This window comes from Streptomyces carpinensis (assembly GCF_002154505.1).
Taxonomy (GTDB): Bacteria; Actinomycetota; Actinomycetes; order Streptomycetales; family Streptomycetaceae; genus Streptomyces; species Streptomyces carpinensis.
This window is the reverse complement of sequence record NZ_MUBM01000104.1, coordinates 16,894-32,931: the sequence shown is the minus strand read 5'-3', so window position 1 is coordinate 32,931 and position 16,038 is coordinate 16,894. Positions and strand designations below refer to the sequence as shown.

The window sequence follows — 16,038 nt, the reverse complement described above, 5'->3', positions numbered from 1 at the left end:
GTTGCCTGATGCGGCACTAGGTGACGTGCGGCTGCACTTCTACACCTTCGGCGGCCTGGTGGCCACGTCGGAGTGGATATCCAACGCCCGATCAGCCAGGAAGTGAGATGAGGATGACCACGGCACTCTCACAGCTGCAGGATCACGCATGCCTCATCGTCGACGGCAAGGACCGGCCGGGCATCATCGCTGACGTCACCGCGCTCGTCACACGCAACGGGGGAAACATCGTCTCCCTCGACCAGTACACGGACGATCCCTCGGGCGGGCTGTTCTTCCAGCGCGTGGTCTTCCACCGTTCCGAATTCTCCGCAGCCCGTCCGGATCTCGAGTCCCAGCTCAACGACCTTCTGGCCCCCGACGGTTACCGCTGGAGTCTTACGGACCAGTCTGTGCCGAAGCGGATGGCGATCCTGTCGTCCAAGTCCGACCACTGCCTTCTCGACCTGCTATGGCGCCATCGGCGCAGCGAGCTGCCTGTGACCGTGCCCATGGTGATCTCGAACCATCCCACCTCCGCAGATGACGTGCGAGGATTCGGGGTCCCGTTCTTCCATGTCCCCTCCGCTGGGGCGGACAAGTCCGCGGCTGAGGACAGGATCGTCAAGCTGCTCGCAGGCAATGTCGACTTCGTCGTCCTGGCCCGCTACATGCAGATCCTGTCCGGGGAGTTCCTGAACCGGGTGGGTGTGCCGGTGATCAACATCCACCACTCGTTCCTGCCGGCCTTCATCGGTGCGGGTCCCTACGCCAAGGCGAAGCACCGCGGGGTGAAGCTGATCGGGGCGACGGCACACTACGTCACCGAAGACCTCGACGAGGGCCCGATCATCGAACAGGACGTGGTCCGGGTCAGCCACGCCGAGACGGCTGCGGATTATGCCCGTCGAGGCGCCGACGTCGAGCGCCAGGTGCTGTCCCGGGCCGTGTTGTGGCACGCCCAGGACCGAGTTGTCCTCAACGGCAATCAGACCATTGTCTTCTGATCGCACCATACGGCGAGGACCTTCTGAAGTCGATCGACGCCTGCGGTGCAGGTCGCGCGACAGCCGCGTGTCGGCGCCGTCTGGATCAACTCATGGGGCAGCCCGGAGCCTCCCCTGCCTTGGAGCGGCCGTGGAGCCGGCGGACTGGGAAGCGAACTCGGACTGAGTGGCCTCCAGTCCTACAGGCAGGAGAAGACCTGCTTCGTCGTTCTGTGACATCAAGCAAGTCCCACACCGGTGGCGGGGCCGGATACGGTCACGCCACCGGGAAGCCGAATCGTGAGGAACTCCCATGACTGCTCGAATGCTCCCGGGCAAGCCCGTAGCCGAGCGAATCCTGAGCGATGTCCGATCCCGCATCGATGCCCTGCGTTCCACAGGTTTCGCCCCGAGTCTGGCCACGGTCCTGGTCGGCGACGACGACGCGTCGGCCGGCTACATCCGCATCAAGCAGAGGCAAGCTGCGGATCTGGGCATCGACTCCCCCCATGTCCACCTGCCGCAGAACGTCGCGCAGGACGAACTTCTCGAGGTCATCCGCGGCTACAACGCGGACCCGAAGGTCAACGGGGTGCTGATCCAGTACCCCATCCCCGGCCACCTCTCCTATGACGCTGCGCTGAGCGAGATGGATCCGGACATGGACGTCGACGGCATGCACCCGATGAACATGGGCCGACTCGCCGTCGGACTGCCCGGTCCGCTGCCCTGCACCCCCGCAGGTATCGAAGAGTTGCTGGCGTTCCACGAGATCCCGGTGTCAGGCCGGGAGGTCGTCGTTCTCGGACGTGGTGCCACCCTCGGCCGTCCCCTCGCCATGCTGCTCGCACAGAAGCGGCCCACAGCCAACGCCGCAGTCACTGTGGTGCACACCGGCGTCCCGGACTGGCAACGCTACACACGGCGTGCCGACATCCTCATCGCCGCCGCCGGCGTGCCGGGGATCATCCAGCCCGAGCACGTCAAGCCCGGGGCGACCGTGATCGGCGGTGGGGTCCGCTACTCCGGCAAGCGCCTGCTGCCCGACGTCGACGAGTCCTGTGCCGAGGTCGCGGGCGCGATCACCCCGCGGGTCGGCGGCGTCGGCCCCACCACGGTCGCGATGCTCTTCCGCAACGTCGTCACCGCCGCAGAAAAGGCATCGGGAACTGCGGGCAGAACCCGGAGCCAAGCGAAGGCGAGCACTCATTGAACAGGTATTTCCTTCACCTGCAAGTCCCGAGTCGGAAGCCCGGCATTGCGAGACGGGCGCCGCGTGCTTACACACGGACGAAGCGTTTTCAGCCTGACTGCAGACCGGCAGTGCGTGTCATCGCACGGGCAGCCGAATGACGGTCCGGTTGAGGCGGCAACCTTCGACGGGCGGTGGGCGTACGGCTTCGTCTCTTATGAGGCCCGCCGTGCCGCATTCTGCCGAGCGAGGGCACTCGACCGAGTGGTGGCCCGACTGGGAACCGCCGCCGATGGGCCCCTGGCAGCCGCGCGGGCGTTCTTCGACGTCACCCTGGAACGCATCGCGGACCCCCGTCTGCCCGACGGATGCCTGGTGGCCCAAACCGTCATGGCGATCCCAGGGCTGAGCGCGAGCGTCGCGGCGCATGCACGGGAGGCGATCGGCTTCCAGCACACCCGGCTGCGCGCCGCGCTGAAGGCCGGCCGACTGCACGACGAGGCGGCCGAGTCCTTCGCGACCCATCTTGCGGCCGTGAACCAGTCCCTCGCCGTCATGAGCAGAGCCGGAACGAGCACGGAGCAGCTGCGCGCCATCGTCGACGTGACCCTCGACGCACTTGCGCAGACTCTCGGCGCGAGCGACTGAGATTTGTCCGACAAAGCGGACTTCGCCGTCTGCTTGAGCAGAACCCGCTATGCGTCAGGGTGCGCGTCAGGGCTCCGGTGTTTGCCGGCTCGTCCCAGCTTCAGTTGTTGGTTTGACGTCGGTGGTGGGTCCTGGAAGCAGGCGAACACGGCCCCTGTGGAAGCTCAGCCACCTGGGCGCCCTCGCGCAGGGATCCGTCCTCTCCAAGGGCGGGATGCCAGAGGGGCTCGGGCAGGTGACGAATGGCCTGGCGGGCCGGCTCGGTGATGGCCCGTCCAACGGAGAAGGATGCGCGGATCCCCTGCGAGTGCTGGGCTCGTCGCCATCCGGCCGGACACCGGCCGTGTACGGGACGCTTCCGCAATTACGTGAGAGCTCTGAGGGCAACGATGCAGAGCGCGCTGGCCAGCACAGGCGCTGAGAGAATGGCGGAGATTTCACTGACGTTCAGTCCAGATGTGATGAGCGTTCCGCCTGCCAGACCGCCGACGAGCGTGCCCACCCGGCCGGCGGTGTTGGCGGCTCCGAGGCCTGTGCCCCGCAGCGCGGTCGGATACGCGAGACCTCCGACCGTGGCCAGCGACGATGTTGCCGAGCTGAAGGTGAGGCCAAGGAACAGGAAACCAACCATCAGGGTGACGAAACCAGTCGGGACCAGAGCGATGGCAAACAGCACAGCGGCCGCGAGGACCAGCACCGTTGAAAGGGTGGCGAATCGGCTGACTCGCTTGAGTACGAAGGACACCGAGAGCCCGCCGACGAGCCCACCGATGCTGAAGACGGTCATGGTGAGCCCGCTCTGAGCCGTGGTGAAACCCGGGACCGGCGCTTGCAGCAGCATCGGGGTGTACTGCAAGAGGACGGTGAGCACGCTGTAGGCGGCGAGAAACAGCAGCCAGATCAGCAGGGTTCGGGCTATGTACATGCGGCCGAGGATTGCCGTCGGACGGACCAGGTGCTCTTCGCTCTCGGACAGGGAAAGGTCGACTGAGGAGGCGTCGCTACCCGGGAGCAGAGTCTGAAGCGCTGAGCGAACCGCGTCGGTGCGACCGCGTGCCACAAGAATGGTGGGGGACTCCGGCACAAGTCGTGTGATGGGACGGATCAACAGGAGCGGCAGCAGGCCAGAAATTCCCAGGACGGCCCGCCAGCCGAGCGGCTCGATGGCGACCGCGGCCAGAAGGCTGCCGAACAGAGAACCAAGGGTTACGCCCGCGAAGACGAGTACCATCATCTGACTGCGGCGAGCAGTCGGCAGCAAGTCGGCTGTGAGGGCCATGGTCACAACCACTGTGATGCCGAGCCCGATACAGGCGACACAACGCAGCGCGCCGAATACGATGACGTCTTGTGATAGTCGCCCCATAGCCGCGGTACCCGCGCCGAAGAGCAGGATCCCGACGATCAGCGGGGGCTTGCGTCCGAAGCGGTCTGTGATCGGACCCGCGACGACAGAGCCGACGGCCAAGGAGAGCGAGGACGCGGTCACAATCTCTGTGATGGACGAGACAGACGTACCCCACTCGTGGATCAGCTGAGGGAACACCTGGGCGGCGATGATCTGGTCGAGGCCCTCGAAAACCATCACCATCATCAGCAGGAATATGATGAGTCGCTGACGCCGGCTCACCGGATGTGAGTCGAGGAACTGCTGCACCGTCAAGGTTGTCTGTGAAGTGGTCATTGTCAGGCCTTCCGTGGAGGGATGCAGATCAGCCCGCAGACGCGGGCTGTAGTTCGGGCAGGACGACGCCGTCCGCTCGATAGTTGAAGCGGGCCGTCACCCATTGGCCTACCGCCACGTCCGACCACTCGCTGCTCCGCAGGCCCGAGAGCGGCACCATTTCTCCTGCGGTGTAGTCCAGACTGACGTGGCCAGCGCATACGGGGTGTCTGTGGCGGAGGCCGGGAGCGGGACACGATGGACGACATCGAACCCGACCACCGTGCCGGCTCCTGGCGCCTCGACCCACTGGGGTGCAGCGGTGTGACAGGACGCGCAGTGCTCGCGCGGCGGCCATCGGAAGGGCCCGCAAGCAGCGCAACGCCGGCCCATCAGGCGCTCGATTTGGCAGCAGGTCCGAATCGGTGCCTGTCTGTAACTGGCTGCGGCACGTGGTGCGCTGGTGTGCTCGTGCTGCACGTTCCAAGATCAGGCCGGTGTCTCCCGACTCACCGGATACCAGGGCTATACGGGATCCCGCACCTGCCGACAGTGAGAGCGGTTGTGGCGGCGAGGACCGGTGCAGAAGTCGTCGCGTACGCCTCCCGAGAGGAATTGCTGGGCAGCCTCGACGTCATGTCCGTTCCCGCGAGGTTGCCCCTGGGACACGTTGCTCCCGTGGGTATTGACCGGAACACGGCCATCGAGGCAGAACTAGCCATCGCGGAGACCAGCCGGCGACGCACCTGCCGCGGTGAGACCCAACTGTTCGACGTGCAGATGGTCATCTCGGTGGAGTTGGCGTAGAGCTCAGCGACGTCGATGTCGGCAGCGGTGATGCCAGCTCGAGTTGAGTGGAGGAGCGGCGCGCGGTGGTTATGGCTTCTTCACCAGTGGGCTCGGGCTGCGGTGCCGGACGGGGTTGTGGAGTGGAGCGAGCCCCGTGATCTCGACCCGTACCTCGTCGCCTGCCGACAGTTGCTCGCCGCGGGACTGTCCCACGCCGGCTGGAGTGCCCGTGGCGATGACGTCTCCCGGCTCCAGAGTCCAGCTGGCGCTGGCTGCTGCCACCAGCTCGGCGATGCCGGTGATGAGGTTCTCGGTGCTCGCCTCCTGCTTCACGACGCCGTTGACCAGGCACCGGATGGTGAGGTCGTCGGGGTCCGGCACCTGCCAGGCAGGGGTGACCGCGCCGATGGGGCAGAAGGTGTCCAGCCCCTTGGAGCCCAGCCAGTCCCAGGCGAACGGGGCCGCGAGGGCGACTTCGCGGCGTAGCAGGCCGCGCGCGGTGATGTCGTTGAAGCAGGCGTAGCCCGCCACGTGGTGCAGTGCCTCGTGCGGCGCTATGTCGCGGCCGCCGCGGCCGATCACGACGGCCAGTTCGGCCTCCCAGTCGACGCGCAGTGCGGGGCCTTCGGGGATGAGAATCGGTTCGCCGTCGCCGACCATCGTCGTGGTCGGCGGGACGGTGAAGAAGTACGGCCGGGTCCCGTCCGGAATCTCCTGCACACCCATCTCCGCCACGTGATCGCGGTGGTTCGCGCCGACACACAGCAGCTTGCGCGGATGGCGTAGAGAGAGGGTTTCGACCACGTTCGCCGGTTCGAGCTCGTCTGGCTCCAGGTCACGCAGCAGCGGCGCCACGGTGTCCCAATCGTTCAGCGCCTCCAGGAGACCGTCGTACTTCCGCAGGACGTCCGGGATGACGAACCGCCCGTCCGCGCGGCGGATCGCCGCCACCCGGGAGCCGGGCGCCGCTGCTCCGGCCTGGCAGGTCGTGAGACTCCAACTCGGCATGTTGCTCAGTCCGTTCTGTGAGGGCGTGGGAGCCCGACCGGGCTTCGGCCGGGCTCCAGGAATGTCGTCTCGGCCTTCAGCGCTTGATCACGCCGGGCGGGATAGGGCCCCACAGGTTCATGGCGGCGATGTCCGCCTCCCAGGTGGTGGGGCACATGGGGAAGTGCTCGTGCCACGGCCGCGGCTCGTAGTAGCCCTTCTCCTCGTCGAGCATCACGTCCAGCTGCGTGAACAGCTCGATGTGGTTGCCGTCGGGGTCCTCGTGGTACGTGAAAATGTTGTGACCCACGGCGTGCCGGCCCGGCCCCCAGTACAGCCGGTAGTTGTGCCTGGCCAGGTTGTCGATCATCGTCTGGAGATGTGCGAGGTCCCTGGCCTCGTAGGCGATGTGGTGCATGCCGGACATGGTGTCGCTCTGCATGAAGTTCGCCGCGTGGTGGTCGGCGTTGCAGCGCAGGAAGACGAAGAAGTCGCCGATCGAGTCGGACCAGCGGAAGCCCATGGCGTCCTGGTAGAAGGAGCGCATGTTGCCGGTCGAGGTGGTGTACGCGGCCACGTGCCCGAGCTTGCTGGGGCGGTGATCGAAGGTGGGTTCCACGCCGCTCGGCTGCTGGTCCTCGTAGAGGTGCAAGGTGGTACCCGTCTCGGGCTCCGTCAGCACCAGCACGTCGGGCGTGCCCGGTCCTATGTCGGTGCGCCGCTCGCCGTGGATCCCGGCCTCTTTGAGGCGGCGCTGGGCGTCGTCGAGGTTCTCGCGGATCTCGTAGCCGACGATCGACCGCCCGCGGACGACCTCAGCCTTGTTGATGATCACGCAATGGTGGTCGGCCCCGGTGGTGAGGAAGGCCTGCTGGGGCGAGTCGTCGACGAGGGCGAAGCCGAGCACCTTCGTGTAGTACTCCATCAGCCGGGCCACGTCCGGCGTCTCGAAGGAGACGTAGCCGAGGCGCGAGACCCGGACGGGGGAGTCGGTGGCCTTCGACGGGGGCGCCGTCGCGGTCTCTTCGGTCTGCTGCTCGGTGCTGCTGCTCATGGGTCCATTCCTGATTGCTGTCTGTACGTGTGGTGCGTGAGGTTTGTCAGGCGGCGCTGCCGGCTTCGTCGTAACGGCGGTGGAGTTCGGCCCATCGACGGCCGGCCTCGCGACCGCCCTCCAGGTGAGATTCCGGACAGCTGGTGTACGGGGGTCGCACCGGACCGGGCGTGAAGTAGCCGGATGCCTCGAACTCAGCCCGGTCGATCTGGATGTTGTACTTGGAGAACTCCTCGAAGCTCCCGTCCGGGAACAGGGGCTTGAGGGCGTGCGCGATGTCGGCCTGGATGCGCGCCGCCTCGTCCCAGTCCCGGGCCAGCACGGCGTCGCGCAGCCGTAGCACCGGGGCCGGACCGCAGGCGACGTCGCCGCTCCAGCACGCCACGACCTCATCGGGGAAGCGGTGTGCCGTCGTGGCCCAGTCCTCGGCGACGGGAAGGAGACGGATGCGCCTCGCGACCGCCTCCAGATCGGTGACGAACCGGTCCCCCATGAGGCCGAGACCCATGTGCTTGGCGGCCACGATCTGCGGGATGTCGGTCAGTTGGGCATATACCTCGGGGGAGATCTTTCCCTTGAACGCGCTCGGGTTGTCGTAGGCGATCTGCGAGAGGCCGGGGAGCGCCTCGGCGACCGCGCGGTGGTAGTCCACGATCTGGGTGTCGTCCAGGGCGACCCACATGGGCCTGCCGAGGAAGAGACCGTCGGCGCCCAGTTCGGCGAGCCTTCGCCCGCGGTCGATGGTGTCGCGTGTGTTGAGGGTGGTCGCGCCGGCGAAGACGGGTACCCGGCCGCGGACGGTGCGGACGACGGTGTCGTTGAACGCCAGCACCTCGTCGAGGGTGAGCGAAGCACCCTCGCCGAATGTGCCGTTGGTCAGGATGATGTCGACGCCGGCCTCGACCAGGGCGTTCGTCAATCGTTCTGTCTCCGCGAGGTCGACGGTGTCGACGGCGGCCCAGTGGTCGGCCCCGGGCAGTGCCGGGGTGGGCAGGATCGCGACGACACCGCGGATGTCGTGCGCAGAGAACCTGGTCATCGGACCTCCTCGGCTTCCAGCATCGCGTTGGTGCGGTAGACGGGGTTGTGCGGCAGCCCCGGAACGGCCGGCGCGGGGTGGGCGCCGACGGTGGGCACGGGTTCCTCGTAGAACAGGCCGAGCGCGGTGATCGCCGGTATGTCGTGCACCGAGAAGATCCGCAGTGGTTCGTCGGAGTCGTTGATCAGGCGGTGCCAGGCGTAGTTGGGGACGGCGAAGGTGTCGCCGGGCGTGATCTCCAGCGTTTCGTCGCCGACCTCGACCCGGCCGCGGCCGGAGATCACGAAGCCGACACTGCTGGAGGTGCGGCGGTGGCGCAGGCCCTCGAATCCGGGGACGAGCTGCTGGATCCAGCAGTCCATCGTGGTCATGGTGGGTCCGCCGGTGACGGGATTGGCGTAGCGCAGCGCCAGACCGTCGTACGGGTCGCCGGCCGTGTCGCCGTAGGAGTCGAGGATCTCCACCACGTCCGCCCATGCGTAGCGGATGGGGAGGCGGCCGAGGCGGGGGCGTTCCCAGGCCGGGCGCAGGGCCTTGGCGCGCAGTCCCTGGGAGTCCGCGACGCCCGGCCGCTGCGGCTGGCTCGCCTCGCCGAACGGCTCGTAGAACGCCTGGTTGAGGCTGAGCGTGAGGCCGAGGTCCAGGACGTCCAGCCACACGACCTCCTCGTCGGTCGGGTTGTGGTGGTCGTGCCAGGAGAATCGAGGGGTGATCAGGAGGTCGAACCGGTCCATCGTCAGAGGCTCGCCGTCCACCACCGTGAAGGCATCGGAGTTGCCCTCGATGACGAACCGCAGCGCGGACATGGTGTGCCGGTGCGACCAGCACACCTCCTGCGCCCGCATGATCTGGATGCCCGCAGCCAGGGTGTGCGTCGAGCCGGGGGGACCCTGAGTGATGCCGGGGTTGAGGAACGTGAGGTTGCAGCGCCCGACGCCGGCCGGGCCGAGTACCTCGGAGGCCTCGGCGAGGCGCGCACGAGTCGTCTTCCACGGCCACACGCAGGCCTCGCCGCGGGGCTTGGGGCCGCCGACCGCCGCGTCCAGAAGCGGCTCGAACGACCACTGGCCGATGAGGTTGTCCTCGCGGATGGACGCGTCGTACTTCTTCAGGGCCTCGTCGCCCTGCTGGATGTCGGTCATGCCGTCTGCTCCCGGAAGTTGATGTGGACGTTTTTGATCTGCGTGTAGGAGATAAGCTCGTCCAGCTCCTCCTCACGGCCGATGCCGCTGTCCCTGACGCCGCCGTACGGCGCGCCGGGAATGTGCCGGGACACCTCGTTGATCCACACGTAGCCCGCATCGACGGCCTCGGCGAAGCGATGAGCGGTGGCCAGGTCCGAGGTGAAGACACTGGCGGTCAACCCGAAACGGGTGGAGTTGGCGATGGAGACCGCCTCCTGCTCGTCCCGGAAACGGAGAGCGGCCAGCACCGGCCCGAAGATCTCCTCCTGGGCGAGGCGCGAACCGGGATCCACGTCGGTGAAGAGCGTGGGTCTCACGAACAGGCCCGCGGCGAGTTCACCGTCGGTGACGCGATCGCCGCCGACGCAGAGCCGTGCGCCTTCGTCGCGGCCGATCTGCACGTAGCGGAGCACCTTCTGCAACTGCTGGGTGTTGACGATGGCTCCCGTGTCGGACGCGGCATCCTCGGGCAGGCCGGGGCGCAGTGCCGACACCCGCTCTGCCAGGCGTTCCACGAAGGCGTCGTGGACGTCCGTGTGGACGAGGACACGGGACAGGGAGCCGCAGGACTGGCCCTGCCAGGTGAAGTTCATGCCCCGTACGGCCGCGTCGACCACGACGTCGAGGTCAGCGTCCGGGAAGACGACGAGCGGGTTCTTTCCACCGAGTTCGAGGGTCACGGTCTTCACCGCGGCCTCCGCCGCCCGCCGTTGGATGGTCAGCCCGGTGGCGACCGAGCCCGTGAAGGCCAGCCGTCGCACGCCCGGGTGGGCGACCAGGGCGTCGCCGGCCTCGGAGCCCCAGCCCGTCACCACGTTGACGACGCCGGCGGGCAGGATCTCTGCCGCGAGCTCGGCCAGACGCAGAGCGGACAGGCTCGTGTGCTCGCTGGGTTTGAGGACGACGGTGTTGCCCGCGATGAGAGGGGCCGCGAGCTTGCCGGCGGCGAACATGAAGGGGTGGTTGAAGGGGACGATCCGCCCGACAACCCCGTACGGGAAACGTGTGGTGTAGGTGAGGGTGTCGGGGGAGCCGGGCAGTGTGGTTCCGCGCGCCTGGAGAGCCAGCCCGGCGAAGTAGCGGAGCCACGACACCGTCGCCGTCACGTCGCGGCGCATCTCCCGCAGGAGGCTGCCGTTGTCCGCGGTGTCGAGGCGGGCGAACTCCTCGGCGTGTTCGGCGATGGCCGAGGCCAGCTGTTCGACGAGGGCCGCGCGTGCCGTGGCTTCGGTCCGGCGCCAGGCGGGCGCGGCGCGCTGTGCGGCCGTGACCGCCAGGTCGACGTCTGTGCGGGTGCCTGCCGGGAAGCAGCCGATGACCTGTCCGGTGGCGGGGTTGGTGGCCTCGATCATCGCGCCGTTGGAGGCCGGCCGGAGCTCGCCGCCGATGAGCATCGCGTGGTCGGTTCGGGTGGAGAGGGTCGTCATCGCCGTCCCCTTGCTGTCGTCGGAGTTTCGGGTGTGCTCTGACCCGCCACGAACAGGACGGCCGTCTGGGTCGTCACCGGCTGGAACTCCGGCATGGTGTCGTTGAGGAGCCGGACGGCGGTCCACGCGAGGTGGCGTGCTGTGCGGGCTGTGGCTGCCTCGTGGTCCCGGGCGGCCACCAGTTGGTAGATGTGCCGGTGGTCCTGCCCGACGCGGACTCTCGATGGAACACCGGCCTGTGCCAGTCGGCGGACGTAGCGCTCACTGTGCTTGGCGCGTTCGGTCAGTTGGGTCTGGAGGAGGACGGGCGCGTGACGGGTGAGCGCTCGGTGAAAGCGGTGGTGCGCACGGTGCCATCGCGCACTGACCCCCGGTTCCGGGTCGGCTTCCATGTCCAGCAGCGCCTGGTACGCGTCCTCCAGATCGGCCTGGTCGAGCAGCGGGAGGGACAGTCGCATACCCAGCGCTTCCAGAAGAACGCGTGAGCCGTATCTCGTGTCCACGTCCCACGCGTCGAGTCGGGTGGCCCGGTACCGGCGGTGCGGTTCGGCTTCGATCAGCCCTTCTTCCTGGAGCTTCCGGAGGACGCCGCGCAGCGCGCCACGGCTCACCCCGATGAACTCCGCCAGCTCGGCCAGGGAGAATTCCCTGTCTTCGGGCAGGGCACCGGAGTGGACGAGCTCGCGCAGGATCCTGTGCGCGTCTTCGGCGGCGCGACGGGGAGCAGGCTGCTCGAACTGGTCCAGCACATCGGACCCTGCCGTCATCCCGGCCGCGCCCTGCCAGTCGATGGCCAGGTTCAGCCAGCTGTACTCGAGCACCTAGATCGCCCCGGCCTCACGGAGTTCGTCGATCGTGCGCTCGTCGTAGCCGAGCAGCTCGCGGTAGACCTCGACGGTGTGCTCGCCCACGCCTGACCCGGCGTGGTCGATGCGCGCCGGTGTCTCGCTGAACCTGATCCACGGAGCCAGCAGCTTGAGCTTGCCGGCCTCGTCGTGCTCGACGTCGACGAAGGCCTGACGGGCGATGATGTGCTCGTCCTCCAGTACCTGGCCGATGGACAGGACCGGCCCGGCGGGCACCTTCTGGGCGCGGAGGATGTCGAAGAGCTCGCGGGCCGTGAACTGCTTCATCCACTCGGCGACCGTTCGCTGGAGCAGCTTCAGGTTCTCTCGGCGCTTCGCGGCGGTGGCGAACCGCGGGTCGTCGATCGCCTCGGGGTGGCCGAGCGCAGTGGAGTACCGCTTGAAGAGGTCGTCCGTCAGGTCGGGCAGGTGGGTGGCGACGTGGCCGTCCTTCGCCTCCATGTACGCCCCGGCGGGCCCCATGCCCTCGAAGTGCTCGTGGAAGGCGCTGACCATGAAGCCCATGAGGGCTTCCTGCATCGACACCTCGATCTTCTGGCCCTGTCCGGTCTGCGCGCGGTTGTAGAGGGCGGCGCAGATCCCCAGGGCCATGGAGACGCCGGCGGCCTCGTCGCCCGGCCCGAACACCTGTGTGCCCGGTGCGCCGGAGAGCCGCCAGGACGACTCCGCCCAGCCGCTCACGGCCATGGCGATCGTCGCGAAGGACCGCAGGTCGGCGTAGGGGCCGCTCTCGCCGTAGCCCTTCGACGAGGCGTAGATGATGCCGGGGTTGTGCTCCTTGAGGGCCTCGTAGCCGAAGCCGAGGCGGTCCATGACGCCGGTGGAGAAGTTCTCCACGATGACATCGCTGCGGCGCACGAGGTCCAGGAACACCTCGCGTCCGCGCTCGTTCTTGAGGTTCAGCGTGACGCACTTCTTGTTGGCGTTCACGGTGAGGAACTCGTATCCGTCGTGGTCGGCGTCCACCGGCATCCAGGCGTGGCGGAAGCGGTCGGGGCTCTCCCGCTGTTCGACCTTGATGACCTCGGCCCCCATGTGCGCGAGGAGCATCGTCGCGAAGGGACCGTTGAGGACGTGGGAGAGGTCGAGTACGCGGACGCCGTTCAGGGGACCGGTGGTGTCAGTCGAGGACATGGTGTGCCTCCTGCGGCTCGTTTTGGATGGTGAAGGTGGGGAGTGTCAGACCTTCGCGGACGCGGGTGAAGCGGACGGAGACCGGAGCGCCGACCGCCGCCGAGCTCCATTCGCCCGGCTGGAGCTGGGAGGTGAGCACCATCTCCCCGTCGGTGCCGTCGAGCTCCACATGGACGATGGCGAGCGGCGTCTCGTCTGCGAAGGCGGGGTCCAGGACCCGGTGCACGACGACGAAGCCGACGATCCGGCCCGTTCCGCCCAGCCGTTCCCAGACCGGATCCGCGGCATGGCAGCGCGGGCAGTGCTCGCGCGGCGGCCAGCGCCAGGCTGAGCACTTGCCGCACCGCTGACCGACCAGTTCCTCGCGTGCGCAGGCCTCCCAGAAGCCGGCGCTGTCGGCGTCCGCGACCGGGGCCGGCCGCACCGGGGCGGTCACGCGGCCCGTCCCAGGATGAGGGCACTGTCGCCGGACTCACTAGCCACGAGGGCGAGTTCAGGAGCGCGGACCTGGCGGCAGTGCTGCCGGTCGTAGTCATGAGCCCCGGGGCAGTGGTCGTCGGCGACACCGTCCTCCCGGAGCTGCTGAACCGCCTCGACGACATGGCCGAGGCCAGCCAGGTTGCCCTCGGACAGGTGGCCTCCGTGGGTGTTGACGGGGATGCGCCCGTCCAGGGACAGCTCACCGTCCCGGATCCGGTCGGGAGCCTGTCCGGCCGGCGTCAGCCCGAACTGCTCGATGTGCAGCAGGGCCATGCCGGTGAAGGGGTCGTAGAGTTCGGCGATGTCGATGTCATCGGCCGTCACCCCGGCTTTCATGTACAGGGACCGGGCCGCGAGCGAGGCGTTGAGCTCCCAGTGGTGCCGGCTCGTGCGTGCCTTGACCGGTGCGGCGAGGGTGCCGCCCTCCATCGCGCGGATGGTGACCGGGGACTGCGGCAGCCTCCGGGCATCCTCGGTGGAGGAGACGACCACTGCCATGGCGCCGTCGTTCCAGATGCTGCAGTCCAGGCGCCGGAACGGGTGGATGATCCAGGGCGACTCCTGGTGGTCCTCCACCGACATGGGCTCGGTCATCAGAGCCTTGCGGTTGAGCCCCGCGTTGGCCCGCTGCTGCACCGCCAGCGGTGCGAAGTCCGCGTTGTCGACACCGTAGTGCTGCATGTACGCCGTCACATACGGGCCGTACAGGGCAGCGGCGTGTGTGGCACCGAACGGCTCGCTCCACTGCCGCTGTCCCGACGGCCAGGCGTCCAGGCCTTCGAGCGGGAAGGGTTCCGAGCGCGAGTTGGCGGCGCGGTACACCAGCACATGGCGGCACATGCCGGAGTACACCGCCATGGCCGCGGCGGCGATTGCCGAGCAGGCCCAGGCCCCGCCACCGCTGTCGCAGTACGACATGTGGCAGGACGTCAGCCCGAGGCTGTTGGCCAGTTCGTACGGTGCCGGAGTGTCCCGTCGGCCCCAGTAGAAGGTGACCAGGCCGTCGATGTCCGTGGGTTCGAGCCCTGCGTCCGCGACGGCCCTGAGGCCTGCCTCGGTGGCGAGCGACAGAACGGTGCGGCCGCTGCGCTTCGTGATGTCCGTGCAGCCGATGCCTGTGATGGCGGTGCGATCCCTGATCGCATGTGTGCCCATGTCCGGAACCTCCTTGTTCCTCAGGCGGATGGGGAGATGCGTGGGCTCAGCTCGCCAGGTTGTTCGCGATCCACTGAGGGAACGCGGCGATGGCCTCGGGAGACGGCGGGACCTTGGAGGCGACGACGTGGGCCATCCGCTCCTGGATCTCGCGCGAGGAGTCGTCGAGCTGCCGCAGGAGGCCTTCCTTGTCGATGCCGACGAGTCGGCCGTCCCGCTTGACGGCCTTGCCGGCGACCAGCACGGTGTCGATGAGCCCAGGGCTGACGTGGAAGACGAGCTGGGCCACCGGGTCGTTCACGGGGCGGATGCCAAGGTGGTGTCCGCCGACCACGATGAGGTCGGCCTGCTTGCCCGGGGTGAGACTGCCGACCCGGTCGCCGAGGCCGACGGCGTCGGCGCCGTTGACCGTCGCCCACGCAAGGGCCTCGGCAGCCGTCGGCGACACCTGGTACACGTCGGCGCCCTCGCGGTTGAGGGGCTCCGCTTCGACCCAGCGCGTGTACGCCAGCGCCTGGCGCGTCGGCGTGAGGATGTCACCGCTGTTGAGCGACACGACGTCGGCACCGATGGTCGGCTTCAGGCCGTGCCGGAGCACGTTGTTGATCGCCAACTTGCCAGCGCCCATGTTCAGTTCGCTTTCGGGTGTCGTCGACACCTTCACCCCGGCCTCGGCGGCGAGCTTCCAGTCCGCCTCACGCAGGGTGTTGGCGTGGACGAGGACGAAGCGGGAATCGAGCACGCCGGCCGCGTGCAGTTCCGGGAGCCCCGAGGGGTTGGACCAGAGTGCGCCGATGTGCGCGGTGGAAATCGCCCCGTGCTCGTCGGCGAGCTGCTTCTGCGCCTTGTTCAGCGAGATGGGAGCCATACCGATCTCCGACAGCGCCGCGCCCAGCGTCACCAGGCTGTCGCGGGAGGAGAAGCGCTCGCCGGCGATGCGGGCGAAGTCGGCGAGCCGGTCGTGGTCGGGCGGCCCGAAGACGTTCGCCTGACCCAGGCCGTATGCGAAGACCGCGCGGATCCCGGCCTGCTGCAGGGCGTCGACCGCGGCGTCGGCATGCTCGGGGGTGTTGGTGATGTGTGCGTAGTCGAGGAGGGTCGTCACCCCGCCCTCCAGGGCCTCCAGCGCACCCACGAGCGTGCCGAGCTTCGCGTCCTGGGCGGTGTAGGAAGGCGTGGCATCGGCCCAGAAGCCCTGGATGTACTGCTGGAGCGACATGTCGCCGCAGCAGCCGCGCATCTGCGCCTGCCACGTGTGGCGGTGAGTGTCCACGGTTCCGGGGGCGACGATCCCACCCTCGGAATCGATGATCTCCGCGTCGCTGACGCCCAGATTCTGGCCGACGGCGGCGATGACGCCATCCTCGATCAGCACCTCACCGTCACGGATGACACCGAGCCCGGGATCGACGGTGACGACGTGGCCCCGGACGAGAACGCGATGTGTGGTCATGA

Annotated in this window: 16 protein-coding genes and 1 pseudogene; 5 read left to right on the top strand and 12 right to left on the bottom strand. The window is 68.1% G+C overall.

All coding sequences use genetic code 11. From position 1 onward, the window contains the following. Window positions 1-113 precede the first annotated feature (113 nt). The 4 genes and pseudogenes from purU to BZY54_RS15945 all read left to right on the top strand — a co-directional run. A complete protein-coding gene (purU, locus tag BZY54_RS15955; protein ID WP_086725859.1) occupies window positions 114-986 on the top strand; it encodes a formyltetrahydrofolate deformylase in 873 nt (290 codons plus the stop codon). Between the two features lie 45 nt (window positions 987-1,031). After that, window positions 1,032-1,202 (top strand): aldehyde dehydrogenase family protein, encoded by a 171-nt coding sequence (locus tag BZY54_RS55445; protein WP_107419726.1) that lies wholly within the window; start codon window positions 1,032-1,034, stop codon window positions 1,200-1,202. Window positions 1,203-1,278: 76 nt separating this feature from the next. Next, entirely contained in the window at window positions 1,279-2,178 is a 900-nt protein-coding gene (locus BZY54_RS15950) for a bifunctional 5,10-methylenetetrahydrofolate dehydrogenase/5,10-methenyltetrahydrofolate cyclohydrolase (protein WP_086725858.1), read from the top strand. Window positions 2,179-2,412: 234 nt separating this feature from the next. Continuing rightward, window positions 2,413-2,805 (top strand): annotated as a pseudogene (locus tag BZY54_RS15945) (TetR family transcriptional regulator C-terminal domain-containing protein); the annotation flags it as partial. A gap of 364 nt (window positions 2,806-3,169) precedes the next feature. Here the strand turns inward: BZY54_RS15945 and BZY54_RS15940 are convergent. Both BZY54_RS15940 and BZY54_RS55440 read right to left on the bottom strand, forming a co-directional pair. After that, window positions 3,170-4,462: an MFS transporter gene (locus tag BZY54_RS15940; protein WP_208640671.1), complete on the bottom strand. Its 1,293-nt coding sequence runs from the start codon at window positions 4,460-4,462 to the stop codon at window positions 3,170-3,172. Window positions 4,463-4,597: 135 nt separating this feature from the next. Next, on the bottom strand, window positions 4,598-4,948 hold the full coding sequence (locus tag BZY54_RS55440; protein ID WP_143668063.1) for a Zn-ribbon domain-containing OB-fold protein: 351 nt from the start codon (window positions 4,946-4,948) through the stop codon (window positions 4,598-4,600). Window positions 4,949-5,146: 198 nt separating this feature from the next. Here BZY54_RS55440 and BZY54_RS54755 point away from each other — a divergent pair, with 198 nt between their 5' ends. Beyond that, the gene (locus BZY54_RS54755) at window positions 5,147-5,275 is read left to right on the top strand and encodes a hypothetical protein (RefSeq protein ID WP_279634685.1); all 129 of its coding nucleotides are present in this window, start codon (window positions 5,147-5,149) and stop codon (window positions 5,273-5,275) included. A 69-nt stretch (window positions 5,276-5,344) separates the two neighbouring features. Here BZY54_RS54755 and BZY54_RS15925 read toward each other — a convergent pair whose 3' ends face one another. From BZY54_RS15925 to BZY54_RS15880, 10 genes are all read right to left on the bottom strand, one after another. Then, window positions 5,345-6,265 (bottom strand): fumarylacetoacetate hydrolase family protein, encoded by a 921-nt coding sequence (locus BZY54_RS15925; protein ID WP_086725854.1) that lies wholly within the window; start codon window positions 6,263-6,265, stop codon window positions 5,345-5,347. Window positions 6,266-6,341: 76 nt separating this feature from the next. Further along, on the bottom strand, window positions 6,342-7,298 hold the full coding sequence (locus tag BZY54_RS15920) for a VOC family protein (protein WP_086725853.1): 957 nt from the start codon (window positions 7,296-7,298) through the stop codon (window positions 6,342-6,344). A 46-nt stretch (window positions 7,299-7,344) separates the two neighbouring features. Further along, window positions 7,345-8,337, bottom strand: a complete 993-nt coding sequence (locus tag BZY54_RS15915) for a dihydrodipicolinate synthase family protein (RefSeq protein ID WP_086725852.1) — start codon at window positions 8,335-8,337, stop codon at window positions 7,345-7,347. Next, a complete protein-coding gene (locus tag BZY54_RS15910; RefSeq protein ID WP_086725851.1) occupies window positions 8,334-9,479 on the bottom strand; it encodes a cupin domain-containing protein in 1,146 nt (381 codons plus the stop codon). Before BZY54_RS15910 ends, BZY54_RS15915 begins: the two co-directional genes overlap by 4 nt. Then, window positions 9,476-10,948 (bottom strand): aldehyde dehydrogenase family protein, encoded by a 1,473-nt coding sequence (locus tag BZY54_RS15905; protein ID WP_086725850.1) that lies wholly within the window; start codon window positions 10,946-10,948, stop codon window positions 9,476-9,478. The genes BZY54_RS15910 and BZY54_RS15905 overlap by 4 nt, the downstream gene beginning before the upstream one ends. Continuing rightward, the gene (locus tag BZY54_RS15900; protein WP_086725849.1) at window positions 10,945-11,769 is read right to left on the bottom strand and encodes a GntR family transcriptional regulator; all 825 of its coding nucleotides are present in this window, start codon (window positions 11,767-11,769) and stop codon (window positions 10,945-10,947) included. The genes BZY54_RS15905 and BZY54_RS15900 overlap by 4 nt, the downstream gene beginning before the upstream one ends. Further along, window positions 11,770-12,948 carry a CaiB/BaiF CoA transferase family protein gene (locus tag BZY54_RS15895; RefSeq protein ID WP_086725848.1) on the bottom strand — a complete coding sequence of 393 codons (1,179 nt, stop codon included), beginning with the start codon at window positions 12,946-12,948 and terminating at the stop codon, window positions 11,770-11,772. After that, entirely contained in the window at window positions 12,935-13,384 is a 450-nt protein-coding gene (locus BZY54_RS15890) for a Zn-ribbon domain-containing OB-fold protein (RefSeq protein WP_086725847.1), read from the bottom strand. The genes BZY54_RS15895 and BZY54_RS15890 overlap by 14 nt, the downstream gene beginning before the upstream one ends. Beyond that, a complete protein-coding gene (locus BZY54_RS15885; protein ID WP_086725846.1) occupies window positions 13,381-14,583 on the bottom strand; it encodes a thiolase family protein in 1,203 nt (400 codons plus the stop codon). The genes BZY54_RS15890 and BZY54_RS15885 overlap by 4 nt, the downstream gene beginning before the upstream one ends. Before the next feature lie 46 nt (window positions 14,584-14,629). After that, window positions 14,630-16,036, bottom strand: coding sequence for an amidohydrolase family protein (locus tag BZY54_RS15880; RefSeq protein WP_086725845.1), 1,407 nt, complete (start codon window positions 16,034-16,036; stop codon window positions 14,630-14,632). Between the last annotated feature and the right edge of the window lie 2 nt (window positions 16,037-16,038).